The 24,596-nt window shown below is 64.3% G+C and carries 30 protein-coding genes and 2 pseudogenes; 13 read left to right on the forward strand and 19 right to left on the reverse strand.

All coding sequences use genetic code 11. From position 1 onward, the window contains the following. Nucleotides 1–2 precede the first annotated feature (2 nt). The 3 genes from JS528_RS01120 to JS528_RS01130 all read left to right on the forward strand — a co-directional run bounded on the left by JS528_RS01120 (nt 3) and on the right by JS528_RS01130 (nt 1,590). Nucleotides 3–440 (forward strand): FHA domain-containing protein, encoded by a 438-nt coding sequence (locus JS528_RS01120; RefSeq protein WP_214357256.1) that lies wholly within the window; start codon nt 3–5, stop codon nt 438–440. Nucleotides 441–489: 49 nt separating this feature from the next. After that, nucleotides 490–1,119, forward strand: a complete 630-nt coding sequence (locus JS528_RS01125) for a MerR family transcriptional regulator (protein WP_214357542.1) — start codon at nt 490–492, stop codon at nt 1,117–1,119. A 99-nt stretch (nt 1,120–1,218) separates the two neighbouring features. Next, entirely contained in the window at nt 1,219–1,590 is a 372-nt protein-coding gene (locus tag JS528_RS01130) for a hypothetical protein (protein ID WP_214357257.1), read from the forward strand. 200 nt (nt 1,591–1,790) lie between these two features. Here the strand turns inward: JS528_RS01130 and JS528_RS01135 are convergent, their stop codons facing one another. The 8 genes from JS528_RS01135 to JS528_RS01170 all read right to left on the reverse strand — a co-directional run bounded on the left by JS528_RS01135 (nt 1,791) and on the right by JS528_RS01170 (nt 10,027). Further along, entirely contained in the window at nt 1,791–1,973 is a 183-nt protein-coding gene (locus JS528_RS01135; RefSeq protein ID WP_214357258.1) for a hypothetical protein, read from the reverse strand. 564 nt (nt 1,974–2,537) lie between these two features. Beyond that, nucleotides 2,538–3,194: a hypothetical protein gene (locus JS528_RS01140; RefSeq protein ID WP_214357259.1), complete on the reverse strand. Its 657-nt coding sequence runs from the start codon at nt 3,192–3,194 to the stop codon at nt 2,538–2,540. A gap of 127 nt (nt 3,195–3,321) precedes the next feature. After that, nucleotides 3,322–4,038 (reverse strand): HAD hydrolase-like protein, encoded by a 717-nt coding sequence (locus JS528_RS01145; protein ID WP_214357260.1) that lies wholly within the window; start codon nt 4,036–4,038, stop codon nt 3,322–3,324. A 158-nt stretch (nt 4,039–4,196) separates the two neighbouring features. Further along, nucleotides 4,197–4,541, reverse strand: a complete 345-nt coding sequence (locus JS528_RS01150; RefSeq protein WP_214357261.1) for an RNA polymerase-binding protein RbpA — start codon at nt 4,539–4,541, stop codon at nt 4,197–4,199. Between the two features lie 101 nt (nt 4,542–4,642). Beyond that, the gene (locus tag JS528_RS01155; protein WP_214357262.1) at nt 4,643–7,228 is read right to left on the reverse strand and encodes a DEAD/DEAH box helicase; all 2,586 of its coding nucleotides are present in this window, start codon (nt 7,226–7,228) and stop codon (nt 4,643–4,645) included. Between the two features lie 3 nt (nt 7,229–7,231). Continuing rightward, complete coding sequence (locus tag JS528_RS01160; protein WP_214357263.1) at nt 7,232–7,552, reverse strand: hypothetical protein; 321 nt, start codon at nt 7,550–7,552, stop codon at nt 7,232–7,234. Between the two features lie 64 nt (nt 7,553–7,616). Further along, nucleotides 7,617–9,530 carry a helix-turn-helix transcriptional regulator gene (locus JS528_RS01165; protein ID WP_214357264.1) on the reverse strand — a complete coding sequence of 638 codons (1,914 nt, stop codon included), beginning with the start codon at nt 9,528–9,530 and terminating at the stop codon, nt 7,617–7,619. 236 nt (nt 9,531–9,766) lie between these two features. After that, entirely contained in the window at nt 9,767–10,027 is a 261-nt protein-coding gene (locus JS528_RS01170) for a hypothetical protein (RefSeq protein ID WP_214357265.1), read from the reverse strand. Between the two features lie 199 nt (nt 10,028–10,226). On the opposite strand from JS528_RS01170, the gene JS528_RS01175 reads away from it, so the two are divergent. The 3 genes from JS528_RS01175 (at nt 10,227) to JS528_RS01185 (ending at nt 11,706) form a co-directional block, all read left to right on the forward strand. Next, nucleotides 10,227–10,415, forward strand: a complete 189-nt coding sequence (locus JS528_RS01175; RefSeq protein ID WP_214357266.1) for a hypothetical protein — start codon at nt 10,227–10,229, stop codon at nt 10,413–10,415. A gap of 122 nt (nt 10,416–10,537) precedes the next feature. Further along, entirely contained in the window at nt 10,538–11,314 is a 777-nt protein-coding gene (locus tag JS528_RS01180; protein WP_214357267.1) for a DNA/RNA non-specific endonuclease, read from the forward strand. A gap of 5 nt (nt 11,315–11,319) precedes the next feature. Next, nucleotides 11,320–11,706, forward strand: a complete 387-nt coding sequence (locus JS528_RS01185; RefSeq protein WP_214357268.1) for a DUF1071 domain-containing protein — start codon at nt 11,320–11,322, stop codon at nt 11,704–11,706. A gap of 77 nt (nt 11,707–11,783) precedes the next feature. Here JS528_RS01185 and JS528_RS01190 read toward each other — a convergent pair whose 3' ends face one another. Next, complete coding sequence (locus tag JS528_RS01190) at nt 11,784–14,435, reverse strand: ABC transporter permease (RefSeq protein ID WP_214357269.1); 2,652 nt, start codon at nt 14,433–14,435, stop codon at nt 11,784–11,786. Between the two features lie 16 nt (nt 14,436–14,451). Further along, entirely contained in the window at nt 14,452–15,153 is a 702-nt protein-coding gene (locus JS528_RS01195) for an ABC transporter ATP-binding protein (RefSeq protein ID WP_214357270.1), read from the reverse strand. A gap of 251 nt (nt 15,154–15,404) precedes the next feature. Between JS528_RS01195 and JS528_RS01200 the strand changes: the two genes are divergently transcribed. After that, entirely contained in the window at nt 15,405–16,004 is a 600-nt protein-coding gene (locus JS528_RS01200) for a TetR/AcrR family transcriptional regulator (protein WP_214357271.1), read from the forward strand. On the opposite strand, the gene JS528_RS01205 is transcribed toward JS528_RS01200, so the two are convergent. The 6 genes from JS528_RS01205 to JS528_RS01225 all read right to left on the reverse strand — a co-directional run bounded on the left by JS528_RS01205 (nt 15,973) and on the right by JS528_RS01225 (nt 19,025). Then, nucleotides 15,973–16,275 (reverse strand): hypothetical protein, encoded by a 303-nt coding sequence (locus JS528_RS01205; protein WP_214357272.1) that lies wholly within the window; start codon nt 16,273–16,275, stop codon nt 15,973–15,975. The two genes, JS528_RS01200 and JS528_RS01205, sit on opposite strands and share 32 nt — an antisense overlap. Nucleotides 16,276–16,372: 97 nt before the next feature. After that, complete coding sequence (locus tag JS528_RS11765; RefSeq protein WP_338069753.1) at nt 16,373–16,726, reverse strand: sensor histidine kinase; 354 nt, start codon at nt 16,724–16,726, stop codon at nt 16,373–16,375. Further along, entirely contained in the window at nt 16,639–17,061 is a 423-nt protein-coding gene (locus JS528_RS11770) for a hypothetical protein (RefSeq protein WP_338069759.1), read from the reverse strand. The genes JS528_RS11765 and JS528_RS11770 overlap by 88 nt, the downstream gene beginning before the upstream one ends. After that, nucleotides 17,034–17,186, reverse strand: a complete 153-nt coding sequence (locus JS528_RS01215) for a response regulator (protein WP_214357274.1) — start codon at nt 17,184–17,186, stop codon at nt 17,034–17,036. The genes JS528_RS11770 and JS528_RS01215 overlap by 28 nt, the downstream gene beginning before the upstream one ends. Before the next feature lie 87 nt (nt 17,187–17,273). Further along, on the reverse strand, nt 17,274–17,708 hold the full coding sequence (locus JS528_RS01220; RefSeq protein ID WP_214357275.1) for a PH domain-containing protein: 435 nt from the start codon (nt 17,706–17,708) through the stop codon (nt 17,274–17,276). A 270-nt stretch (nt 17,709–17,978) separates the two neighbouring features. Then, nucleotides 17,979–19,025 carry an aldose 1-epimerase family protein gene (locus JS528_RS01225; protein WP_240541231.1) on the reverse strand — a complete coding sequence of 349 codons (1,047 nt, stop codon included), beginning with the start codon at nt 19,023–19,025 and terminating at the stop codon, nt 17,979–17,981. 264 nt (nt 19,026–19,289) lie between these two features. Between JS528_RS01225 and JS528_RS01230 the strand changes: the two genes are divergently transcribed. Further along, complete coding sequence (locus JS528_RS01230) at nt 19,290–20,150, forward strand: LysR family transcriptional regulator (RefSeq protein WP_214357277.1); 861 nt, start codon at nt 19,290–19,292, stop codon at nt 20,148–20,150. 139 nt (nt 20,151–20,289) lie between these two features. Here the strand turns inward: JS528_RS01230 and JS528_RS01235 are convergent, their stop codons facing one another. Together JS528_RS01235 and JS528_RS01240 are read right to left on the reverse strand one after the other, a co-directional pair. Next, nucleotides 20,290–20,688: a cupin domain-containing protein gene (locus tag JS528_RS01235; protein WP_214357278.1), complete on the reverse strand. Its 399-nt coding sequence runs from the start codon at nt 20,686–20,688 to the stop codon at nt 20,290–20,292. Nucleotides 20,689–20,844: 156 nt separating this feature from the next. Then, a pseudogene (locus JS528_RS01240) lies at nt 20,845–21,111 on the reverse strand (fibronectin type III-like domain-contianing protein); the annotation flags it as partial. A gap of 241 nt (nt 21,112–21,352) precedes the next feature. Between JS528_RS01240 and JS528_RS11695 the strand changes: the two are divergent. The 3 genes from JS528_RS11695 (at nt 21,353) to JS528_RS01250 (ending at nt 23,337) form a co-directional block, all read left to right on the forward strand. Next, complete coding sequence (locus JS528_RS11695) at nt 21,353–21,475, forward strand: hypothetical protein (RefSeq protein ID WP_276312599.1); 123 nt, start codon at nt 21,353–21,355, stop codon at nt 21,473–21,475. 126 nt (nt 21,476–21,601) lie between these two features. Beyond that, the gene (locus JS528_RS01245) at nt 21,602–22,186 is read left to right on the forward strand and encodes a sugar O-acetyltransferase (protein ID WP_214357279.1); all 585 of its coding nucleotides are present in this window, start codon (nt 21,602–21,604) and stop codon (nt 22,184–22,186) included. Between the two features lie 74 nt (nt 22,187–22,260). Then, nucleotides 22,261–23,337, forward strand: coding sequence for an aldo/keto reductase (locus tag JS528_RS01250; protein ID WP_214357280.1), 1,077 nt, complete (start codon nt 22,261–22,263; stop codon nt 23,335–23,337). 59 nt (nt 23,338–23,396) lie between these two features. On the opposite strand, the gene JS528_RS01255 is transcribed toward JS528_RS01250, so the two are convergent. Next, entirely contained in the window at nt 23,397–23,876 is a 480-nt protein-coding gene (locus JS528_RS01255) for a flavodoxin (RefSeq protein WP_214357281.1), read from the reverse strand. A gap of 149 nt (nt 23,877–24,025) precedes the next feature. Here JS528_RS01255 and JS528_RS01260 point away from each other — a divergent pair, with 149 nt between their 5' ends. Then, nucleotides 24,026–24,223, forward strand: coding sequence for a hypothetical protein (locus JS528_RS01260; protein WP_214357571.1), 198 nt, complete (start codon nt 24,026–24,028; stop codon nt 24,221–24,223). A 5-nt stretch (nt 24,224–24,228) separates the two neighbouring features. Next, nucleotides 24,229–24,594 (forward strand): annotated as a pseudogene (locus JS528_RS01265) (DUF3737 family protein); the annotation flags it as partial. Nucleotides 24,595–24,596: the final 2 nt, after the last annotated feature.

The raw sequence follows: 24,596 nt of genomic DNA on the forward strand, positions 1-24,596 counted from the left end.
TTATGACTGAACCGATTCCTAGCGCAGGCGAAACGACCATCATCGGTCTGCCCGCCATTACCATTCCCGTGACCGCCACCGGCGATCGTCCGCTTACCCAGGAGGATCTGGAGACCATCTCCCGTCTTTCCCCCGGAACGGCGCTGCTCATCTCCACCCGAGGAGCGGTCTCCGGATCGCGATATCTCCTCGATGAGGATGAGGTGAGCGTCGGCCGTGATCCCAAGTCGGACATCCTGCTTGACGATTCCACCGTTTCCCGTGCCCATGCGGTGTTCCGTCGTACCGGGGGAGTGTTCTCCGTCGTCGACGCCGGTTCGCTCAACGGCACGTACGTGAACCGCCAGCGCGTCGATCAGGCCGTGCTGAAGAACGGCGACGAGATCATGATCGGCAAGTTCCGTCTCGTCTTCTTCACCCAGTCGGCGATCGTCGCCTGATCGACCCGTCTTTTTCGGGATGCCTACCAGGGGAGCGGCGATGACCGGCATGGAGGAGGAACGACCGCGCCTGTACGTGTGGTCCGACGACCAGACCGGTGACGATGACGCCGTTCAGGGCGAGTTGTTCGCCACCGCGGAGGAAGCGGACATCAGACGCGGCTATCGCGGTACCGTGGCGTCCAAGGTCGCCGGTATCACCTATCGCCAGCTCGATTACTGGGCTCGCAAGCAGATCGTGGAGCCGTCGATCACGCCCTCCCATGGTTCGGGGTCCCGAAGACTGTACTCGTTCAAGGACGTCGTCATCCTTGCCGTCTCCAAACGGCTGCTTGACGCCGGCGTGAACCTGCAGAACGTCACCACCGCCATCGGGTTTTTGGCGAGACGCAGCACGCGGCAGCTGGAGAACATCACCATCATGTGCGACGGCCAGCACGTCCATGAATGCACCACCAACGAGCAGATGCTCGATCTGCTGCAAAGCGGTAAGGCCGTGTTCGCGGTGTCGGTGGGCTCCCTGTGGCACCAGATCCAGGAGTCGCTGAAAGGGGAGGACTACGTCGATCTCGAGACCAATCCGGCCTCCAAATCGACCGGCAGGCCGATCGACGATCTGACCGCGGCCCGCATGCGCAGGAAACTCGAGGCGCAGCGACTGGCACGCCACAGTGCATGACCGCGCATTCCAGACCTCGGTGGTTGGTGTTTTTCTGACATATCTGACATAACCGAGACGATTCGGATTATTCGACAATTATCAGACAAGGGGAGAACCATGCTGGATATCGTGCCGGCGGTCCTATGGTGCGTCGCCGTCGTTATGTCGCTGAACATCATAGGACTGTGCGTGCTGCGTGGTCGTCTGTTGACCCGATACGCCGGAGGCGTCCCCAGGGTCTCGTGGCCCGTGACGATCATGAATGTGGTCTCCGCGTTGCTGGGCCTGTCGCCGTATCTGGTGTACACGTGGTTTGCCGATACCGGGGCGTTCGACCCGGATGTGCGTGATTGGTATGCGTCATACGGTTGGCCGAGTGCCGGTGTCGTCATCGTGCTGCTGATCGTCCAGCTCGCATGTCTGTACGCCCAGGCCCGCCGCGCGATGCGCAGCGAGATGGATGCGAAGCTGAGCAGTGCGATTCGGTAGCTTCATGGTATGCGTGCTGCGCCCATGGGGGATATCCTCATATCTCCAATCTGACATAACGTACATTATCGGATTTTTATGGAGGGGGTGGAAACCGAGGATTATCCCTTGAAACAAGCAATGCCGTCCGCCAAGTACTTCACCGGCGGACGGCATTTTCTTCCCAACGCTTACAGCGTTTCGGAGATGAGATGACTGAGTCAGCGCCTCATCGTCTCATCCAGTTCGGCCTCGCAGGCTCCGACGCTGGCATGGGATTTGGTGGCGTAATGCCGAGGATCGGCGCACGCGACCGAGTACGAGACGCGGCCCGTGTCGTTTGCGATGTCGCGGTGCACGGTCATCGGATTGCCGCAGAACGGGCAGAACCAGTTGTGTTCCATGGGATTCCTCTTTTCAGAGCATGATGAGTTTGCGTATCCCGCCGTTGCTTTCGGTTGTGAGACGGTCTGTTGCCGTCGTACCCGCGTTTTTCCGGTTGGATATATACGATCGGCCGGATGGTGTTGCCCCGGCTCCGTGACCATGTTATGTGGTTATGTGTGGCCGGTGCTATGCGGCGGATCGTGTCGGTGCCGAAGCGACGGGATGCGGAAATGGTGTTTTTGTTGTCGGTATTGGTTGCTTCGGGACGCATCTTGTGCGCCCGTGGGGCGTCCGCTTAAAGCGGTCGCACAGAAATCACCTGACGCCAGTGGCGTGTTGCTGTTCGGCGACGTGTTCGTGGGCCCGTGTTCTTTCCTCTTGCTGTTTCCTGTTCGTCTTTTCCTCGGGCCGTCGTTACGGGATGGAACCTATCGATTCCATCTACTGAAGACGCTAGGAGCGGATTGTCACGAACATGTAAACCGTTCCGATTCGGCGAACGGCGAAAACGATGGACAACGGACGATGAACGGAACCTTTTCCAGGTTGTCTGAAGATGCATCCCTCCCCTGCGGGCATCGTCACCGATATCTGGAGACCATCCAATCGGCCGTGACGACGTCACCGTCACCCGCGTCCACGACGATGCCGTTGTCTCCGATACGAGCCCGGGCCACTCCGGCAAGACCGAAGGCGTTCATGCCGCACATACCGTCACGCCATGGACCGGTAAGCACGAATCGTGTGGCGGCTCGCCGAACGTCGGCGACGCGCAGGCCGAGAGCGGAGACGAACGCGCGGACCGCGGCGCCGAGACGCAGACGACCGCCGCCGACGACGGCGAGCAGGGACTGCATCCACGCTTCGCCGCATGCGCCCGCCTCGATGCGCGCCCGCGTTTCCTGAGGCGTCAGGTGTCGTCCGTCGATGAGCGTCGTACCGTCGGCATTCCATAGGAACCGCCCGGGATGCTTCCCTCCCGTCACGGTCGCGGAGATCATGGAGCCATCGATGTTCCGCCCGGTCGCGAACATGCCGTTCGCCGTCACTCCCCCGACGGCGAATTCGAATGATCCGCTGCGGGCTCCGTCGAATCGTCTGATGGCCCGGAGAATACGATTCAGCGGTGTGGGGGCCATGAGTGCCGGCGCATATGCAAGGAACGCAAGTGCGACGAGAGCGAGCATGACGGCGACTGCCGATGACGGGACGGATGCGAGCAGGTCGAACGGAGGCATGGATGTGACCCTTCGATGGGAGTTGGATTACGACGCTTGTGCTTCCGAAGTATAGGGGCCAAACGACGTATACGCGCCGACATGACGAACCATGTTGGTGCGTGGGTCCATCGATGCGTCCGCTGCGTTACTTCGCGAAGTACTCGTTGACCGCGGAGGCGAGATCATCGATGTCGTCGATGATGCGGTAGCAGCCGTGTTCCTTGAGCTCGCCGGGCTCGGCATAGCCCCAGCCGCAGCCCAGACAGTCGAGTCCGCAGGCGGCGGCGCCATCGGCGTCGGTCCAACGGTCACCGACCATGAGGGCCCTATCCCCCTCCGAGGCGTCGAAGCCGATGTGCTCGAAGCAGTAGCGGATGACCTGCTCCTTGGTCAGACGGGTGTTGTCCTTGCTGGCGCCGTAGATGCCGGACACCATCGGCGTCACGCCGAAGCGATCACAGATCGGCTTGGCTTGGTATTCGGGCTTGCAGGTGGCGACGGCGAGGTAGTAGCCGTCGGCGCGCAGGACGTCGAGCTGTTCCGCGATGCCGTCGAAGACCTTGTTGACGTATCGGCCGGCGACCTTCTGGCCGGGGTTGTTCGGATCGTCGAACACGTTCTGGTTCGCGTAGTAGTCGCGGTAGATGTCGACCGCCTCATCGAGCCTGTCCTCGGGCACATGGTTGCGCTTGAGTGAGGTGATGATGGCCGGGCCGACGAAGCGATGCAGCTCCTCGTCGTCCGGAACCGTCATGCCGAGGGTCTTGAAAACCTCGGTCACGGATGCGATGATGCCGGGTGCGGAATCCGTGAGGGTGCCGTCCAGATCGAGCAGGACCACGTTCCTCGGATGTTCAGCCATCGATGTCACTCCCCCTGTTTTCTTGTTGTCTCTCGTGTATTTACGTTGGTACCGGTGTTCGTGCCGTACGTACCTAGATCAGATTACGTTGTCGCGCGGAAGAACTGTGCCCGGCCTTGCCGGCCGGGCACAACGTTCATGCAAAATTCAGCGGGGAATCACTCGTAGTCGGGGATCCAGCCGTCGCGATGCATCTGCAGACGCTTTTCGAGCAGCTCCTTGAGCTCCTCTTCGCTGCGGCGTTCGAGCAGCATGTCCCAGTGGGTGCGGGTCGGCTTGGCGATTTCGTTGGCCTCGGCGTTCTCCCCCTCGCGATGCGCGGTGGCACCGCAGCGGCATTCCCACTCGTCCGGGATCTCGGCCCCCTCTGCGAACGGCAGGATGGTGCGATGGCCGTTCGGGCACACATAGGCGACTTCCTCGCGTGCGGCGAAGTCGACGTTCGAATCGGATTCCAGCGACTTCGCGCCGATGCTCATACCACGCAGACTGCGTTCTGCCATAGTTCACGTCCTCCTTGTAAAGACCTATCAACATTACGAAACAGCTCGGACGAGCGAAGTATTCCCATCCGCTCGTCCGACGTCCGGCTCCGGTCCTCCGATCAGTCGACTCCGGAATATGACACGACGCCGCGGTTGACCATTTCCACGGCCCGTCGTGCACGCTCGGCGAGCGACGGGCCGTTGTTCCCGAGATACGGTTCGGCTGCGGAGATCTGCTGCAGCACGTCGGCCAGGCGCTTGGCGTTGCGCACGAAGTCGCCGCCGGTCAGCTCGATGCCGCGCAGCACGTCGGTCAGTTCGCGTCCGTCGGCCCACTCGTACATGATGTCGAGGATGCCGGCGTCCAGGTCGGGCAGCGGATCGAGTCCGTGGTCCTCGCACAGGGCGCTGACCTGCGTTCGGATCGACTTGAGCTCCCCCGCCGCCACAGCGATCGGGCCGTGTATGGAACCGGGATAGTACCGGGGTTCGCCGCCGAGACCGCGACGGGCCTCATACACCAGCAGGGACATCACCGCGGCCAGTCCGGCCGGCGGCAGCAGATCAAGCGCCCCGGTCAGGATCGCCTGGGCGAGTACCACGTCCTGCTCGCTGTACAGACGACGCAGCAGCTGGCCGTGCTCGGTGAGCGTCAGATCGTGCTCCCCCGATCTGACGAGATAGCCGAGTTCCGTCAGCACGTCGCAGATGCGATCGAACTGCCGTGCCACGGAACCGGTGCGGGAGTCGTATCGGTTCCGAACTCGTTCCAGCTCGCGCATCTCGCGCATCCACCGGTGGCCCCACTTGAGATGCCGCTGCAGATCCGGGCATTCACGACACGGATGGTGCTGTTCCTGCTTGCGCAGTTCGCCGATGCGTCGGTCGAGATCGCGGAATGCGTCGGACCGTTCCCGATCGGAACGGAACACCATGCGCTTGAGGTTGTTGCGTTCGGTCTTCTCCAGATCGCTCAGTCGCATACGCAGGGTCATGAACTCGCGGAAGTCGCCGTGATCGCAGGCGAAGGCCTGTTCGTATCCATCGATCGCCTGCTCGAGGGCGGACATGCGCGACTCCAGCTGCCATGCGGAGGCGTTCGCCTCCCACTGCGCGAAGGAGCGGTCAAGCGTGACGCGGCTGGTCTCGTAGTCGCTGGAGTTGAGCAGGTTCACCGCCATGTTGAACGTGGCCTTGAAGCTTGAATGCAGCGGATACACGCGCTTGCTGGACAGCGCGGCCGCCGTGGCGGGGACGAAGCCCCGATGATCGACGACGATCGCGTGTCCGATGGTGTCGATGCCGCGACGTCCGGCGCGGCCGGTCAGCTGGGTGAACTCCCCCGGCGTCAGCGCCACATGTCCGGTGCCGTCGAACTTCTCGAGCTTCTCGACCACCACGCATCGGGCGGGCATGTTGATGCCGAGGGCCAGCGTCTCGGTGGCGAACACCATCTTGACCAGCCCCTCCTCGAACAGCCGTTCGACGATCTGTCTGAACAGGGCGATCATGCCTGCATGGTGGGAGGCGAACCCCTCCTCGAGTGCGAAGCGGAAACGGGAGAAACCGAGCGCCTTCAGATCGTCCTGCGACAACTGTCCCTCGACCATCTCGTCGACGATGGCGCGGATGCGTTTCGCCTCCTGCTCGCTGGTGAGTTCGAGACCGGCGTTGATGCACTGCTCGACGGCCTGGTCGCAGCCGTTGCGGGAGAAGATGAAGTAGATGCCGGGCAGCATGTCGAGGAAGTTGAGCTCGTCGACGACGGCCCATCGTTTCGGCGTATGGCGTTCGGGCTTGTGCGCCGAGGCTCCCCCACGACCCCTGCCCACATGGCGTCCATGGTCACGACCCTTGCGCGGATGCTCCGCCCCGGCGCGTCTTGCCGCGCGGCGGTCGAGCTGGTCGAGACGGTTGGCGAGTTCGGGATTGACCTTGGTGGTCTGCTCGCCCTTGTCGTCACGCTGGTACAGGTCGATGATCTCGGGCTCGGTGCGGTCGTCCTGCTGCAGGATGACGTGCTGCTCGAGCGGGACCGGCCGTCGTTCGGAGACGACGAGCTCGGTTTCGCCACGCACGGATGAGATCCACTTGCCGAAATCCTCGACGTTGGACACGGTCGCGGACAGCGCCACGATGCGGACACGTTCGGGCAGGTGGATGATGACCTCCTCCCACACCGGTCCGCGGAACCGATCGGCGAGGTAGTGCACCTCGTCGAGGATCACGTATCGCAGCGCGTCGAGCGTGGCGGAGTGCTCGTAGAGCATATTGCGCAGAACCTCGGTGGTCATCACGACGATGTCCGCTTCGGAGTTGATCGAGGTGTCGCCGGTGAGCAGCCCCACCTTGTCCGGGCCGTACACGTCGACGAGATCGTGGTACTTCTGGTTGCTCAGCGCCTTGATCGGCGTCGTGTAGAACGCCTTGACGTTGCGCTCCTGCGCAAGATAGACGGCGAAGTCGGCGACGACCGTCTTGCCGGCGCCCGTGGGGGCCGCGACCAGCACGTTGCGTCCGGCCTCGAGGGCGTCGTTCGCCTGCGTCTGGAAGTCGTCGAGATCGAACGGCAGGGTGTTCGCGAACCGGGCGGCCACGCTCATGGCCTTGGTCTGCCGTTTTCTGAATGCCGCGTACCGCGCGGCGGGAGATGTCGTGTCGTGTTCGTCGTCGTGATTGCGCCGTGTGCTGTTCTTCTTGCTCATCTATTATCCGAGAACGCCGTTGCGCCAGCGCCGCCACGCTTCGACATGGCGGCCGCGCTTGGCTTCCTTTCTTAGGATCACGCCGATATGCGCCTGTTCATAGCGTTCGGCTGCGGTCTTCAACGGTTGGGTGAACACCGGAGGTTCCTCGCCTGTGCCCGACTCGTACGGTTCCCCCATACGTGCGAGACGCTCGCCGACCTGCGCGCCGGTGTCCGAGACCACGCCCAATGCGGCGATGGCCCGTCGGACCGCATAGATGCCGCCGATGACGATCATGGCGATCATGAACAGGACCAGCAGCAGCCATATCCACCAAGGCATGGTTCGATCTCCTTTCCGTATCCCGTTCGGACGAGCCGTCCGGCAATCGATTCCCTCCGGTCGGTCAGTCCTCGTCCCGCGCGACGACGCTCAACTCCCGTTGCGCACGGGCGACGATCATCGTGCGCAACGTTTCGGGCGCAACGGCGACGATGTGGCGTGCGTGCGCGATGCAGAACGCGACGAACCACGAGTCGGAGGAGACGATGAGGTTGACCTTCTCCCCCTGTCCGCAGGGCTCCACCGTGGCTCCGGGCAGGTTCTTGACGAACGCCATGTCCTTCGCATCGGTGATGAACGCCGCGGCGGTGCCGTTGTCGAAGCTCCACTTGCGCAGCTCGCTCAGCGGCATGTCCGGAATGTCCAGTTTGGTGGTCGGCTCGACGAGACGCGCCTGCTCGATGCGCGCGATGCGCAGCACCTGCCAGGTGCGCGGCTTGCCGTTTGCCTTGTTGATGGCCGGGTTCTTCAGAACGATGTCCTGCTTGTCGGCGGGGGCCGCCTTGGACACGTCGGTCCACACGGCCACGTAGTACACGCCTTCGTCCACATAGATCTTGACCGGTGCGACGAGGCGGCGTCGGTTGTTGCCGGCCCCGTCCGTGTACGTCATGTCAAGCAGGGAACGCGAGGTGATGGCCCGCTTGACCACGCCGAAGTTGTGCGGTTCGAGCTCGTATCCGGTCAGGCTCAGCCACGGGGTCTGACCGGGCTTGACGTGCTGGTGCAGCCGATGGTACAGGCTTTCGGCCTGCGCGCGCTGCTCGTCGGGCAGCAGCGGCGAATGCGCCAGATAGCTCACCGACGCGGTCAGCATGCTCAGATACTGCGGCGAGATGCCGGCGAGACGTTCCAGACCGAGCGAGTTGGTGGCCGAGACGATGCCTTCGGCGTCCAGCAGGGACCAGTCGATGTCGAAGAACTGGCTGCCGGCCATCTCGCCGTCGTCGGAGACGGTGGTGAGCGTGTTGATGTCCTTGTGGATCACGTTGACGGACTTCTTGAGCTCCTCGGGCGTGCGAGGACGACCGATGAACCGCTCGGCGAGTTCCTCGAGAGAGAACTCCTCACCCAGATGAGCCGAGAGGAACAGCATCAGACGCAGACGACGGTCCACCTCGCTGCCGGTCTGGAACGAGGACTTCTTGGAACGCTGCTTGGCGTTCTCGTCGTCGCCGGGTTCGCCGGTTTCGGAGATCGTGTCGGCGTCCGCGAGGACGGCGGCCTTCCGCTCCGCGTCGGCGTCGGCCAGCACCAGGGCCTCGGCCGCGACAAGACGACGATGGAATGCGTCCGCCGCCTCCTGCGGACTGACGATCGAGGCGCCCGGATGCTCGAGCACATACATCGCCAGATCATCGGAATCGGTGTATGCGACGTTGATGTGCTCGCCGTCCACATCGATGGTGGCGGCGAAACGACGGGAGTCGATGACCTTGACGAGCGCGTCAGGAATGGTCTGGGTGCCCAGCCCCGGGGCGATCGAATCGAGGCCGAGACCGGGAATCGGCGTCTGAGGCACGCGCGGCGCCGTACGCGAGGCATGGCTGTTCGCCACCGGCTGATCGGATTCGCTCGACATCGACATCGAGCGTGCGAGATAGTTCGCAGCGGCCAGAACGGGCATATCCTCGGGGTCGAAACGCAGACGTACGCGGGGTTCGTCGCCGAGCTGCAGTCGGTATGAGGCGAAGTCCTGCCCTTCCGACTTGGAAGAGTATTCCGGCTGCCGGGATTCGATGGCGATGCCCATCGCCGCGAGCTTGGCGCGATCGCGCTGGAACTGCTTGGCGAACGCCGCCTTGGCGGCCTGATCCGCCAGTTCGCCGTAGGAGTCGGCATACGCCTTCACACGCTGAGCGATCTGACGTGAGGTGAGCCACTGCGGGAACGCGGATGACAACACGGCCAGCACATCGAGCTCGTGCTTGCCCCACTTGTCCGAAAACCGCCGCCGTCCGGTACTACCTTCTGCCATTAGTCCTCACGTATCGTTAGTCTTTAATTTCAACTGCGTGTATACGCAACTTCCATCTATATTACGGTGTTTTTCTAGCGTGGGGTGTCTTTTCGTTAAATTTCGATCGCGAATCTTATGAAATACGCCGTTTCTGGCCGTTTTCGCCCGACAAAACCCGTACGATCGGCGGAAACCGCCCGGGCCGTGTGCCGGTGCCGAACGCGACGACGGCGTGTCGCGACGATCTCGGACTCTCAGGCGGTGGCCACCAGCTCGTTCACCCACATGCGTGCGTCATGCAGGGCATCGAACGACTCGTGGATGACCATGCGATCCATCGACGTGGCGACGGCCTTGTGCTCGAGGGACTCCGGCAGTCCATACGAATCGGGGACGATGACCATGGCGTCGTACGTGAGATTCGGCGTCAGGCGGGTGATGCGCGCCTCGACGCCCTCCGGCGCGTCGGCAAGCACGGCCTGATAGTCGAAGACGGAATGCTGCTTGATGAACATGATGTTTGGTCCTTTCGGTGATGGAGACAGGGCCGACACCCATAGGGGCGCGTCCGGCCCTCCGGTTTCGGAATGATGGGGAAAATACAGAAAATCTGACGACACCGATGTCGATGTATGGCAAGTTAACCCACAGTCGGGACAATCGGCGGCTAAGCTGGAGGATAGACAAACGAATCGACGTCAGGGAGGTTGTTGAATGACGGCGAAACCCATGAGCCGGGAAGAGATGCTGAAGATGCTGCGCGCCCACGATGGCGAGGTTCCCGAGGAGTGCTCCATGATCGACGGCCTCGAGCTGGCGCGCAACACGCTCACCGCCATGCCGACGCTCGAGGAGCTGGCGCGCAAGGAGCAGGGGCGCCTGGGGGTTCATACCCGCAAATAGCGAATGCATGCATGGCGTGCGCGTAGGATGGTGCATCCGTACGCGACGGTCTCCTGCGCCCATTTCATGTCGCAGCGAGCCGGACGCCGACGTTTCCGCCGACGATAAGGAGAAGATCCCGCATGCCATCCATGCTCACCCGTGCAACCGCCGGACTGGTCGCCGCACTGCTTGCGCTCGCCCTGGGCGGATGCACGGCGAATGATGTCGACTCGGTGCTGTCCGAGGCGAAGAAGTACGCCGACAGTTCGCGGTCGTCCTCCGGTTCCGCCTCGGCCGCCGACGACGGGTCGTGGGACGAGGCCTCGGCACCGAACTACTACAAGGTGACCGGCTCCGCCGATTTTACGTCGGCCGGAACGATGCCCGACGCCGGCACGATCCGATATTCGGAACCGGACGCGTTGGGGCGTTCCGGCATGGCCGTCGGCGTGATCACGTATTCGCTCATGGAATCCGGATCCTCGCGGGATCGCGACATGCCCGATAGGATCACCGGTTGGCCCGAAGACAACCCGAAGGTCGAGATCGTGTTCAGTGACGGCGACAAGTACCACGGCTATCTGTTCAACCGTTCACATCTCATCGCCAAATCGCTCGGCGGCGAGGATTCGGCCCGCAACATGATCACCGGAACCCGAACCCAGAACGTCGGAGACAACGACGCGACCCCCGGCGGCATGGCCTACACCGAGAACGAGGCTCGCGAATGGCTGCGTTCGCGCAGGGACGGCACGATCGAATACATGGCCACTCCGAAATACACGGGCGACGAGCTGCTCCCCCGCACGGTCGACGTCGACATCAGGACCTCCGACGGTTCCATCGACGAGCACGTCGTCACCTACAACACGGCGGCCGGATACGACATCGACTATTCCCGGGGCGGCGTATTGTGAACGACATGGATCGCGTGCGTATAGTCTTCGAATTCCCCGACAGGGCGTCCGCGCGCGCGTGGCTGTTCCGCCTGCGCGAATTGGGATTGGAGTCGCCGAAGGCGATCGTGGACGACGAGCAGCCGCTCAACGTCAAACGCAACGGGCCGAAGCTGGCCCGCTGGCTGCTCACCCATGAGGGATGGCACCCGGTCGCGGATGCGGCCAACCGCTCCGCCGCGCGCAAGGCGGCCTACAAGATCAACACCGGTGTCCGCCGCGGGTTCGAAACCGGTGCGTTCGAGGCCCGAGCCCGTCTCGACGAGAGCGGTTCGTGGATCGTCGAGGCCCGCGTGCGTCCGAGTCGTGTCGAAAGCCCGGACACGGCGGCGGACATGGATCCGTTGTTCTGACCATCCCCGGTCGCACGGCGGTTCCCGCGTCGCGTCGCCGCGTCATGGAAACCGCCGTGCGGGAATGATTCGAGCCGTCACTCCGGGCTCTTCAGCGCGCCGACCATGTCGATGCGGTCGAGGGCCCTGTCGGTGGCCTTGCCTACCAGCACGGTGAACGCGAACGCCAGCACGGCGGCCGCCACATAGCAGAACCACTTCACGTTCGGCACGATGTCCATGCCGGGCAGATCGAGCCTGCTCACGAGGAATCCGAGCAGCGCCCTGCCGCACGGCAGTCCGATCGCGATGCCGAAGCCGGAGAGCAGCATCATCTCCTTGTCCACGTAGCCGTGGACCTCGCGCCGGCGGAAGCCCAGCACCTTGATGGTGGCGAGTTCGCGTTCATGCTCGGAGATGTTCGTGGAGGCGAGCGTGTAGAGCACCACGATCGCGAGGACGGCGGCCATGACCACGATGAATCCGATCATCACGAAGAAGATCATGAAGCTCCTGGAGAAGTCGCGTTCCTGCCGGGCGGAGCTCGTGACCGACAGATACCCGTCCTGTTCGGACAGACGGTCGGCGAACGCGATCTGCGCGTCGTCTCCGCCCCTCACGTCGATGAGGTCGGCGTTGGGAGCGTAGTCGGCGTCGAACGCCTTCTCGTACGTCGACCGCGTCATGAACACGACGTTGCCGGTGTAGTACCGCGCGACGGCGTGGACGTCGAATTCGGCGGAGTTCGCCATCCGGTCGGTCACGTCGACCCGGTCGCCCTTCGCGAGCGACAGTCTGGCAGCCGCGTTCGTCGTCACGACGACGCCGTCCTTTTCGAGCCCGATGGGAGCGCCGTCGGCCGTATGCAGATTGATGTAGCCGTCGAGCGACTTCCCGTCGGGGACGACCATGAGCTGCGCGGTGAGCTGTCCGTCGGCCGCATCGCCGTGACCGTCCGTGCCGGACAGGGTGACCGACCCCAACTGCAGCGGCAGCGAGGAGCGCACGTCGGCGTTCCCGTCAAGCCTTCGCTGCGCGTCGTCGTGATCGGCGGCGGAGGTCACGGCCATCACGTCATAGACGGAGACCTCGCCGTGCTGCCGCGGCATCAGGGTGAGCGCGGACGAGCCCATGCCGAACCCCGCGGTCATGAGTGCGGTGCATCCGAGCACTCCGATGATCACCATGAACGCGCGTGACTTGTACCGGAACAGGTTGCGCGCGTTCACCTTGCCGAGGAACGTGAGGTGGTTCCAGATGAACCCGACATGCTGCAGCATGATCGTGCGTCCCGCCTTCGGCGCCTTCGGACGCATGAGCTCGGCCGGTTGCAGCCGGAGCGAGCCCGCGCAGGCGACGGCCGCCGTTCCGGTGATGACGACGGCGAACAGCAGCACTCCCCCGATCGCCAGCCGCGGGTCGACGAACAGCGGGTACGAGGGCAGCACATAGATGCGGCTGATGAGCCGTCGCGTGAACACGAACGGCAGGCCGATAAGGCCCAGCAGATCGCCGATGAGCCCGCCGAGCAGGCATGCGGCGCCTGAATAGACGAGGTATTTGAGCATCGTCTCGCGTCGCGTGTAGCCGAGCGCCTTGTACGTGCCGATGAGCCCGCGGTCCTCCTCCACCATGCGCGTGACGGCCGTGAGGCTCACCAGTAGCGCGATGACGAGGAACAACGCCGGGAAGAGCGTGCCGAGTCGGGCGATCATCTCGCTCTGGGTCTTCACGTCCTCGTAGCTGGTGACGTCGCTGCGGTCGCGGACGATCCACTTGGCGTCCGGAATCGAATCGTCTACCTTGTCCCGGATGCTCCGTTCCGCCTCGTCGAGCTTCTCCCGCGCGGCGGTCTTCGCCGGAAGCCCGTCGGGCATCGCGTCGATCATGGAGCGCTGGCCGTCGAGCTTCGCCATGGCCTTGTCGACGGCTTCCTCGCGCACGGAGTCGGTGCGTGCCCGCTCCCGCTTCGATTGGATCGCGGAGAGCGCGTTCCTCGTCTTCGCGACCGTCGCGAGGTAGTCGTCGTCGTACGTGTCCATCGGTTTCGCTCCGTCGATCGTGAGGACGACGGACGTGTACGGCGCGTCGGCGTCTGCGACGGCATCGGACGCGACGAACATCGGATAGACGGTCTTCGCCCCGGAGACGAGCGCGAGCGGACCGTTCGGGTTCACGATGTCGTTCGGGTCGATGACGACGCCGACGATCGTGTATGCGCCGTCGTCGAACGTGCCGTTCGGGCCTCCGGTGCCGGAACCGGCGGCGGTCGTCGTCATCGAATCGTCGGGCGTGAAGCGCAGCGTGTCGCCGACGCGTCTGCCGCTGTCGTCGAGGTATTGGCTTGTGACGGCGATCTCGTGGCCGGTCTTCGGCAGACGTCCGTCGACGAGATACGGGCCGTCGATGCCGTGGTCCGTGGTCGTCGTCACCGTGGCCGAGGCGCGTTCTCCGTCGATTCCGGTGGTGACGCTCTGCGAGCGGACTCCGGCGGCCGTGGAGACGCCGTCGACGTCGCGCAGGGCGGCGATGTCGTCGTCATCGAAACCGAGCGTGGAGACGATCGACACGTCGTGCATGTTCGCGTCGTCGAAGAAGTCGTCGAGTCCGGCGCGGATGTCGCGTCCGACGGAGTTGAGTCCGCCGAGCATCATCACGCCGACCGCCACGATGATCGTCATCGCGGCGAAGCGTCTGCCGTTGCCCCGGATCGCGCGCCATGCGTCCTTCCATAGTGCGGTCTTCCTCATATCTGATGCGCCTCCCCTACCATTCGATGTCCGCGATGGGCGTCGGATGCTCGTTCGCGGTGATCTCGGTGACCCGGCCGGAACGGAACCGGATCAGACGGTCGCCCATCGGCGCGAGCGCGGAGTTGTGCGTGACGAGCGCGACGGTGATGCCGCGTCGACGGCAGGAGTCCTGCAGCAGCTGCAGCACCTCCTTGCCGGTGTCATAGTCGAGTGCGCCGGTCGGCTCGTCGCACAGCAGGAGCTTCGGGTTCTTGGCGAGGGCCCGGGCGATGGAGACGCGTTGCTGCTCGCCGCCGGAGAGCTGGGCGGGGAAGTTGTTCAGGCGCTCCCCCAGCCCGACCTTCTCCAGAGTCTCCCGGGTGTCGAGCGCGTCCGGGCAGATCTGGCTCGCCAGTTCGACGTTCTCGAGCGCGGTGAGGTTGGGCACGAGGTTGTAGAACTGGAACACGAAGCCGACGTCGAAACGGCGGTAGTCGGTGAGTTCGGCTTCGCTCGCCTTGGTGATGTCTTTGCCGTCGATAATCACGGAGCCGGAGGTCGCGCGGTCCATGCCGCCGAGGATGTTGAGGGTGGTGGATTTGCCCGCACCGGAGGCTCCGAGGATGACGGCGAGCTCGCCCTTCTCGATGTCGAAGGTCGCGTGGTTCAGGGCCAGCACGGCGGACTCCCCGCTGCCGTACCGGCGGACCACGTCATGGAATTCAAGGAACGACATGATGGTTTTTCTCCCTTGGGGGAACGGTTCGCGTTTCCCCATGCGTATGTGTGACTTCCTTCGATTGCAATCGCATTACAAGAAATACATCAGCATGTCGGTTTGCAAAAACCACGCAATCGCACATTATGTCGGGTTTCCGCCGCGTGCATGACATCACAACCCGATACGATGTCGGGTTGTCGGGAAGGACGGCGCCGACGGAGCCGGGAACCGGAGTCGCGGCGGACGACGAGGAACGGGAGACCAACATGGCAAGACCGAAAGCGAACGAACGCAGTGCACCGGAGAAGATGCAGGAGGCGTTCTGGCGGCTGCTGGAACGCAAGCCGTACGCGCAGATCACCATCAGCGACATCACACGCGACAGCGGGTTGAACCGCAGCGCGTTCTACTACCACTACACCAACGTCCCCGAGCTCGCGGAGGATGCGATCGCGGCGATCTACGACGAACCGGGCGTGACCGCGTTCATCGCCCACATCATCCGTCAGGACGGCAACATCGACTCATTGCGCGAATACGCGATGGGATTCATGGGCTCGCCCGAGCATCTTGAAAGCATCCATCATCTGTCCCTCATCGCCGGCCCGCACGGCTCGACGGGGCTGGCCGCGCAGCTCAAGACGTATGTCGGAGGCGTATGGCTCTCCGTGCTGGGGCTGGACGAGTCGCGGCTCAATCCCGGCCAGCGGGTCGTATTGGAGTTCGCGACGAGCGGCATCCTCGGCGTCCTCGGCAAAGCGGCTACGCTGTTCACGCCCGAAAGCGTCGAGTGGCTTTCCCGATCGGCGCTCCCGGACACCATCTCGTCCCTGATCAACTCGCTGAAGGACGACATGGCGGTCTGACGGCGGCGGCGAGGTCGGTGAGCTGGGCGATCTGCGCCTCGAACCGCCGTTGCAGCCGGGCGAGCTCGGTTTTGTTGGCGATGGCCCGTTCGCGGCGGAAGCGCAGCGTGCGGGCGTCGGCGTCCTGGAGCTCCCATCCGAAGGCGTGGTAGCCGTCGGCGAGCATGGACCGACGGTCGGGTGTGGTGGTGACGGTCAGGTAGTCGTAGCCGACGTAGTCGTCGACGGGGTGGCCGGCGATCCGCCGCGCGGTCTGGCTGATGGTGGTCATCGTCGGGCTCCTCGGTTCTCGTTCGTGGATGATGATGACCGCCGTACGGGCGTTGTGTTGGCCGACTGTTGGAGGAACGTTGGTCTTGTATTAAAAATCAATCCGCCGCGGGCAGGGTGACGGTGACGGTGGTGCCGATGCCCCGCCCACTGCGCACGGCGACGGCGCCGCGACTCAGTTCGACCGCGCGTTTGACCATCGCCATACCCAATCCGTTGCCTTCGGCGGCGTGCGCGGTGTCGCCCTGGTAGAACTTGTCGAACACGTGCGCGGCCTCCGTCTCGCTCATGCCGCAGCCGTCGTCGACAATCTCCACGATGCGCAGAGGACCGCCCTCCCCCGTCGTCGTCCGCTGACGCACCGTCACGTGCCCGCCGGACTCCGTGTATTTGAGCGCGTTGCCGAGGATGTTCGACCACGCGATGTTGAGGATGCCGGGGTCGGCGTGCACGGCCGCGCGGTCCTCGACATCGCGTGGTCGAACATCCGGTCGGTCGCGTCCCGCCTCGCATCGCCTTCGGCATGCCGCGGCGTGACGTACACGGAGAAGTCGCCGCGGGCGACGCGCTCTGCCGCCTCCCCCAGCGTCCGCATGGGACGTTCCAGCCGGTCGCGGATCTGTCTGCCGATGAGCGCGGCGAACACGACGGCCAGCACCAGCCAGTACAGCAGGATCACGACCGCCAGATACCATTGGGTCCCCTCGGACGGCATCCGCGGCAGCCAGACAATCAGACTCGTCTGCCCGGCGGCGGCCATCACGAACACCACGAACGACCACAGCACCAATCGGTCGGATACGCCCGGCGAACGTCGAGGCAGCCGGACACCGTGTATCCGGCGTCCCGCAGGTACAGGCACATGATGTCGTTGAGTTCCTTCTCATCCTCGACGACCACGATGTCCGTCATCTCGGCGCTCCTTCCTTCCGGTTCCAGAACCAGAGTACCGGGCCGCGACGGCGCGCCGCGGTCACAGCGGCACCTGTAATCCGTCGTTCAGCCGGCGTAGCCCCCGTCGCCGTATCCGTCGTCGTCGGCGCCGCGGCCGTCGTCGTATGCGCTGTCGCCCATGTACTCGCGGGCGCTCACACGGTTCACGTTGCGCGACTCGTCCACGGCGCGCTGGATCAGGCGACGCACGTCGAACCCGTGGACGACGTTCTTCAGGACCAGTTTGCCGCCGGATGATTGGTCGCGCGTCTCCAACGTAATCGTGGACAGGCCGAACAGACGCTGCATCAACGTGCGCGTGAGGGTCAGGTCCACGACGCGGAACAGCTTCGTCACGTCGTAGGTCTCGCGCAGGACTCCGGTCTTGACCGCGATCTCGTCGTTGGTCAACGTGTAGGTGGTGAAGGTGAACGGCGTGCGGCACCAGTTGCGCTTGCGCTGCGACCAGAGGATGTCGCCGTCGGCCATGCTGTTGGACATCGGAGCTTCCTTTCGTTGCGGACCGAATCCATCCACCATCGTAGCCGAGACGCCCATCGGACGGAACGCTCCCGGACGAACGGCATCTGCCCCGACGATTCCCTCGGCGTACGTTTCCCCGGGTTTTCCCGGCATCCGTCCGGTGGAACGTACGCTCATCGAGCGTCAGCGTACGTTCCACCGGATGCGACGGGAAAAGACCCGAAGGAACGTACACGGAGGAGTCATCATGACGACGGATGCGGCCGGGGACGCCGACGCATTGGGACGTCAGGCGCCGAGCAGCGCGTCGCGGCGGGCGATGAGCGCGTCGATGGCCTCGTCGCCCTCGATGACGGTGAAGGTGAGGGTCTTGCGTTCACTGGTCTGCGGGGCGAGGGTGTGCAGGTCGCCGCGCTCCTCGTGCCAGCCGCGGCCGAGCACGCTGGAGTTCGACGGCTCCAGTCCGACCACGTAGTCGCCCGAACCCATCGACTTCCATTCCATGAAGTACGGGAAGTCGGCCGCGTCGAACTCGATCATGAGTCCCAGCCCGAGCCGGCGGTTGACGACGCCCGCGAAGCCGCGGCCGTCCTTATCGGCGACGAGCTCGTGCAGATACACGCTTTCCGGCCTGTTGTCGACCGGCGCTCCGATCTCGTTCCACGGGGTCCCGTCGGCGGCGGTCGTCGCGTCGCGCGGCGTGGCCTTGCGGCTCGGGATGACGACCTCGGCGCCCTCGTCGAGCAGCGGCCAGCCGACGTTGCAGTGGTACATCCACATGAGCGGCTCGGTGCGGAAGCTCTCGTTGGTCACCTCGTCCTCGACCGTAATCCTGGGCTCGCCGTACACGCTCGTGATGCTCCGGCGCAGCACCATGTTCTCGCCGAACAGTTCGGCCTCGCGCATCTCGCCGGACACCTGGAGCACGTACCGGTCGTCCCCGTCCCAGTACGCGTCTGAGGAGACGTGCTCGGCGGGCGTGGTGCGGATGCGTCCGTGCATCGGATAGCTGCCGGCCGGGTACTTGGAGCCCTCGGGGGTCACGTAGGGCGCGCAGATGTTCTCGAAGCCGCACGTGAAGAACAGGCCGCCCATGATCGAGCGCTGCGCCTCGAGGCCGTTCGTGTCGAACTGGTTGCGGCCGTTGAGGCCCGGCTTGGACAGGAACGTGAGGTTCTCGCCCCGGTACTCGATCTGCGCGATATCGAGCGCGCGGTCGGCCATCGACATGAACCGCAGCGGACCGTTCTTCACCTCGATCGCCCTCAGGCCGTGCGCCCGCCCCTCCTGATACTCGATCGGGCGCGTGTAGGCCGCCTGCTGCAGGGAACCCATACGTGCGAGCATCCCCGCACGGGCCGGATTGTCGTGATGAACCAGCATGGTTCGTACCTCCTGACGATGATCGTCGTCGTTGTCCGTCATCATTGTATCCGAAAATGGTAAGCGCTTTCCATAGTGTTTTGCGCGATTCCCGCGAAATTCTCGAATCATCAGGGAAATGCCTTTCCGATATCTGAGGATGAGTGGGAACAGCCGCGTGCACGCGTACAATGGTTCCGTCACGAATGCGTCCGCAAGGCGAAGGGACGGGACATCATGGAACTGCGCGTGCTCAAATACTTCCTCGCGGTGGCCGAGGAGGGCAACATCACATGGGCGGCGCAGCTGCTGCGCATCTCCCAGCCGACGCTGTCCCGACAGCTGAAGCAGTTGGAGGAGGAGCTGGGCGTCACGTTGTTCGAGCGCGGGCCGCACGCCATCACGCTCACCGAGGAGGGACGCCTGCTGCGCGACCGCGCGCAGACCATCGTCTCCCTCGCCGACAAGACCGAGGTCGACCTGCAGCGGTCCTCGGGGGAACTGTCCGGCGATATCACGGCCGGATGCGGAGAGGTGGGCGGCATGACGTATCTGGCGCGCCGCATGGCCGAGTTCCGGGCATCCCATCCGGCGGTGCGCTTCCACGTGGTCAGCACCACGGCCGATGTGATTCAGGACCAGCTTGAGCAGGGACTCATGGATTTCGGTCTGCTCGCCGATCCGGTGGACACCGAAAGGTACGAGTACCTGCACACGGGCATCAGCGATCATTGGGCCGCGATGGTGCCCGACGGGCATCCACTGCGGAATCGCGAGTCGCTGTCGCCCGCGGACCTTGTCGGGGAACCGCTGCTGCTGCCCTCGCGCGAGCCGGTGCGACGCGTGGTGATGCACTGGTTCGGTTCCTTCGCCCCGCAGGCGGTCATCGCCGGCACCTGCAACCTGCCGGCGAACGGCGCGGCGATGGCGGCGAACGGATTGGGACTGTACCTGTGCCTCGACTACGGCGCCTCGTATCCGGACGTGCGCGCGGTGCCGCTCACACCGACCTTCGAGAGCAGCTCCGTGCTCGTGTGGAAGAAGCAGGGCGTCTCCTCCCCCGCGGCCGGCGCGTTCGCCCGCTTCCTGCGCGCATGACCGCGCGCGACCGCGTATGGCGAAGACCTGCGCATCCGTCGGAGATGATCCGATCGATGCGCGGGTCTTTCTCATCATCGCCTCGTCTCCTCCGCCGATTCGGATGAGGCTCGGCACCCGGTACTCGGCGATCAGACAATCAGGCGAGCCTGCGGTACGTCTCCTCGTCCACCGGCTCGAGCCACTCGTTGCTCGCGCCCTCCTTCTTCGGCATGATGGCGACATGCGCGAACGCCTCGTTCGGGGAGGCGCCGTGCCAGTGCTTGGTCTCCGGCGGAATGTAGGCCACGTCGCCGGGCTTGAGCTCCACGGGCTCCTGTCCCTCGATCTGGTAGTAGCCGCGTCCGCCCACGGCGAGCAGGATCTGGCACACGCCGTGGTGAATGTGCCAGTGGTTCGTGCAGCCCGGCTCGAACGTCACGTTCGCGACGTTGACCTGATCGTCGCCGGCGAGCGGCGCCAGGTAGCTCTGCCCCTCGAAGTACCGCGCGTACGCGTCGTTCGGCTCCCCCATCGGGAATGCGCTCGGATTCTCCATTGTTTCGTCCTTCCTGTCGTTGTCGGTATCCATTACACGACCGTCACGGCGTTCGCGCCAATAGCGTCGCCCCATGCGCATCCATGCCTCATGCGCATGGACCATGGGACGACGCTATGCGGCACTCCCGATTCGGATCATTCGGCAGTCGCGCAGGTCACCGTTGTGCGTGTTGCCGTCCGTGTCATAGGTAATGGTCTCGGGCACATTGACGGTCGCCGAGGCGATCTCGTCGTGGGAGTCATCGTTGATGGAGACTCGGTAGTCGCCGGCCTCGAGCACGTACGCCTTGGCGTTCCGGTAGTCGTAGGAGGCCATGTCGTCGTCATCGAATTCGATGGGAATGGTCTCGGATTCGCCCGGCTTGAGCTCCTTGGTCTTCTCGTAGGCGACGAGGTTGGCGGTGGACTTCTCGATGCCGCCGGTTCCTCGACGAACGCGGCGAGGAACGACCGATCGTCATCTACGCGGGCGGCATCGGCGTCACTCCCCTATTGCCGATCATGTTCTCGTACGGGGATCGCCGTCCGATCGTCGTGATGTACGGGGCGCGCGACGCCGACGGACTTCTCTACCGCGGCGAGCTGGAATCGTAGCGGCGACGCACCGGCAACACCTGCTTCTCGGCGTCGGACGGTTCTCGGAGGACGAGCTGCGTCGGGCGGTGACGCCGGACGCCGTGTACCTCATCGCCGGCCCCTCGGGCATGGTCCGTTCCGTCCGGCGCGTGCTGCGCAAGGCCGGCATGAAGACGGACGACATCTGCTACGAGCCGTTCGCGTTCTGAGCGAGTCCACCGCGATCCGGCTTCACTTTCCATACCCGCCGGACATGGATGGTCATCGAACGACACTATTGGCGGGCTCTCACCGGCCGCGGTTCAATAAGACCGACTTTCGGAAAGGACCGCATCATGAGCGCCATCACGGCCGAACCCACAATCGACATCCTCGCCCGCGACCGGAGCGGCGAGCCCGTCGACCCCGCTGATCCCGAATACGCCGCCATCGGCGCCATCATCAATGAGACGAAGCGGTTGTGCGTCGAACTCAACACCGGCGGCTACCACGAGCCGGACGAGATCCACGCGATGTTCGAACGGATCGTCGGCCATCCGGTCGACCCGTCGTTCCGTCTCAACCCGCCGTTCTACACCGATTTCGGCCACAACATCGAGATCGGCCGCGACGTGTTCGTCAACTGGGGGTGCACGCTCATGGACCGCGGCGGCATCTCGATCGGCGACGGCTCGTTCCTGGGACCGAACGTGCAGCTCATCACCATCAACCACATGCGCGACCCGATGCGGCGCGCGACGACCGTCTCCAAGCCCATCCGCATCGGCGAACACGTGTGGCTCGGCGCGGGGGCGATCGTTCTGCAGGACGTGACGATCGGCGATGGCGCCATCATCGGGGCCGGCGCGGTCGTCACGCACGACGTCCCCGCGGGCGCGATCGTCGCCGGGGTGCCGGCCAAGGTCATCGGGCACGTGTGACGGGTCCCGAAGCAGAGACGGAACGCACAATCCGGAATCGACAAACAGGGGAACCCAAAGGAAAGGAAACGCATATGTCCACCAACGATGAATACGGAACCATCACGCCCCTCGACCTGCCGAAGCGCACGCTCGGCACCGGTTCCGCGGCGCTGGAGGTCTCGGCCATCGGCCTCGGCTGCATGGGATTCACGATGAGCTGGCCGCCGTTCCTGCCGCACGACGAGTCCATCCGCGTGATCCGCGCCGCCTACGAGATGGGCGAACGGTTCTTCGACACCGCCGAGGTGTACGGCCCGTTCGCGAACGAGGAGCTGGTCGGCGAGGCGTTGGAGCCGTTCCGCGACGACGTGGTCATCGCCACCAAGTTCGGTTTCGCCCTGCACGGCGGCTTCGGCGAGGGCGAGGGCGAGGCGAGTCTCGATTCCTCCGGCCGCGTGCAGCAGACCGATTCGAGGCCCGAAACGATCCGCAAGGCGGTCGAGGGATCGCTCAGGCGTCTGCGCACCGACCACATCGACCTCTACTACCAGCACCGCGTCGACACGAAGGTGCCGATCGAGGACGTGGCCGGCGTGATGGGCGAGCTCATGGCCGAAGGCAAGATCCTGCACTGGGGTCTGTCGGAGGCGGCCCCCGCGACCGTGCGTCGGGCCCATGCGGTCACCCCGGTCACGGCCGTGCAGAACGAGTACTCGATGTGGTGGAGGAAGCCCGAGGAGGAGCTCATCCCCACGCTGGAGGAGCTCGGCATCGGCCTGGTGCCGTTCAGCCCGCTCGGCAAGGCGATGCTCGCCGGACGTTTCACCGCGTCCACCCGGTTCGCGGACGACGACTACCGCAGCCGCATCCCGCGCTTCTCCCCCGAACACATGGCGCACAACATCGCGATGAGCGACTACGTCGCGTCTTTGGCGCACGACAAGGGCGTGACCCCGGCGCAGATCGCGCTCGGCTGGCTGCTCGCGCGAAAGCCGTGGATCGTGCCGATCCCCGGCACCAAGCACGTGGACCGTCTGCGCCAGAACCTCGGGGCCGCTGCCGTCACGTTCACGTCCGACGAGCTCGCCGCCATCGACCGCACGCTCGGTACCATCACCATCGAGGGCGCCCGCTACCAGCCCACGCAGGAGGCCCTGACCAACCACTGACGTCCCATGGAAGCGTCACCACGGTGATGCCGTACACCGACTCCAGTCGTTCTTCGCCGTCACAGGTTCAGGCCGTCGACCCACTTGGCGAGTTTGGTCTCGCCTTCGGAGGCGGAGACGCGGCGACCCGCGACCCAGTGCGCGGCGGGCGCGGAGTCGTGCAGCTGCACGCCGTCGGCGCCGCGCGTGCTGGAACCGGAGGTGGCGAACGTCACGATGGTCCTGCCCGTCCAGTCCTCGCTTTCGAGGAACGTGCGCACCACGCGCGGCGCCGTCTCCCACCACAACGGATATCCGACGAACACCACGTCGTAGCCCTTGACGTCGATCGGCTTCGCCAACGCGGGTCGCATGTCGCGGTGCGCGTGCTCCACGCTGGAACGGCTGGAGGAGTCGCGCCAGTCGACGTCGGCGGCCGTGTACGGCTGGGCCGGTCGAATCTCCTTGATGTCCGCGCCGATGGCGTGCGCGAGGCGTTCGGCCACACCACGAGTGGTGCCGGTGGCGGAGAAATAGGTGACGAGCATACGCTTGCCCATGATGGTTCCTTTCCTTGGAAGAATGCTCCTATGTTTCCTGTTCTATTGACTTCGAGCGCTTGAAGTCAATGCCTATCCGCAAAGCATGGAACCTACGTCCGCGTTCGGCCGATGCTCATGGCTTCGTGTACGCGACTACCGCAAGGGCCATGATGGCAGACACCAGCAGCATGCCCACGACACGCAACGACGCCGAACAAGGCGACCGCATCGCCGATGACCGCGCCCCCATGCCATGCGCTCCGGCTATGCCTATCCATGGCGTGAACCTGTTGGCCCGCTTTCCTCTCCTGCTGTTCAATGGTGTGACGATTACGGTCATCGAACGAAGGGATGGAGTCCCATGACGGATATGCCCGAGGAGGTGCGCCAGGCGCGGCTGACCGGCGAACGCGCCGAATTCTTCGCGCATGACACCACGTATGTCGACACGATCTTCGCGGACGGCGAATCCCCGTTGAAGCACGCGCGCAACATCGAGCTGATCGACTGCGCCTTCCAGTGGAAGTATCCGCTCTGGTATGCGAAGGACATCACCGCGCGCGGGTGCACCTGGTTCGAGATGGGTCGTGCCGGCGTATGGTACACCGGCAACATCCTCGTCGAGGACTCCACCATCGAGGCGCCGAAGAACTTCCGTCGCTGCACGAACGTCGCCCTGCAGGGTGTCGATCTGACGCACGCCGAGGAGACGCTCTGGAACTGCCGGAGTGTGACGCT

The organism is Bifidobacterium santillanense, assembly GCF_018555385.1.
Taxonomy (GTDB): domain Bacteria; phylum Actinomycetota; class Actinomycetes; order Actinomycetales; family Bifidobacteriaceae; genus Bifidobacterium; species Bifidobacterium santillanense.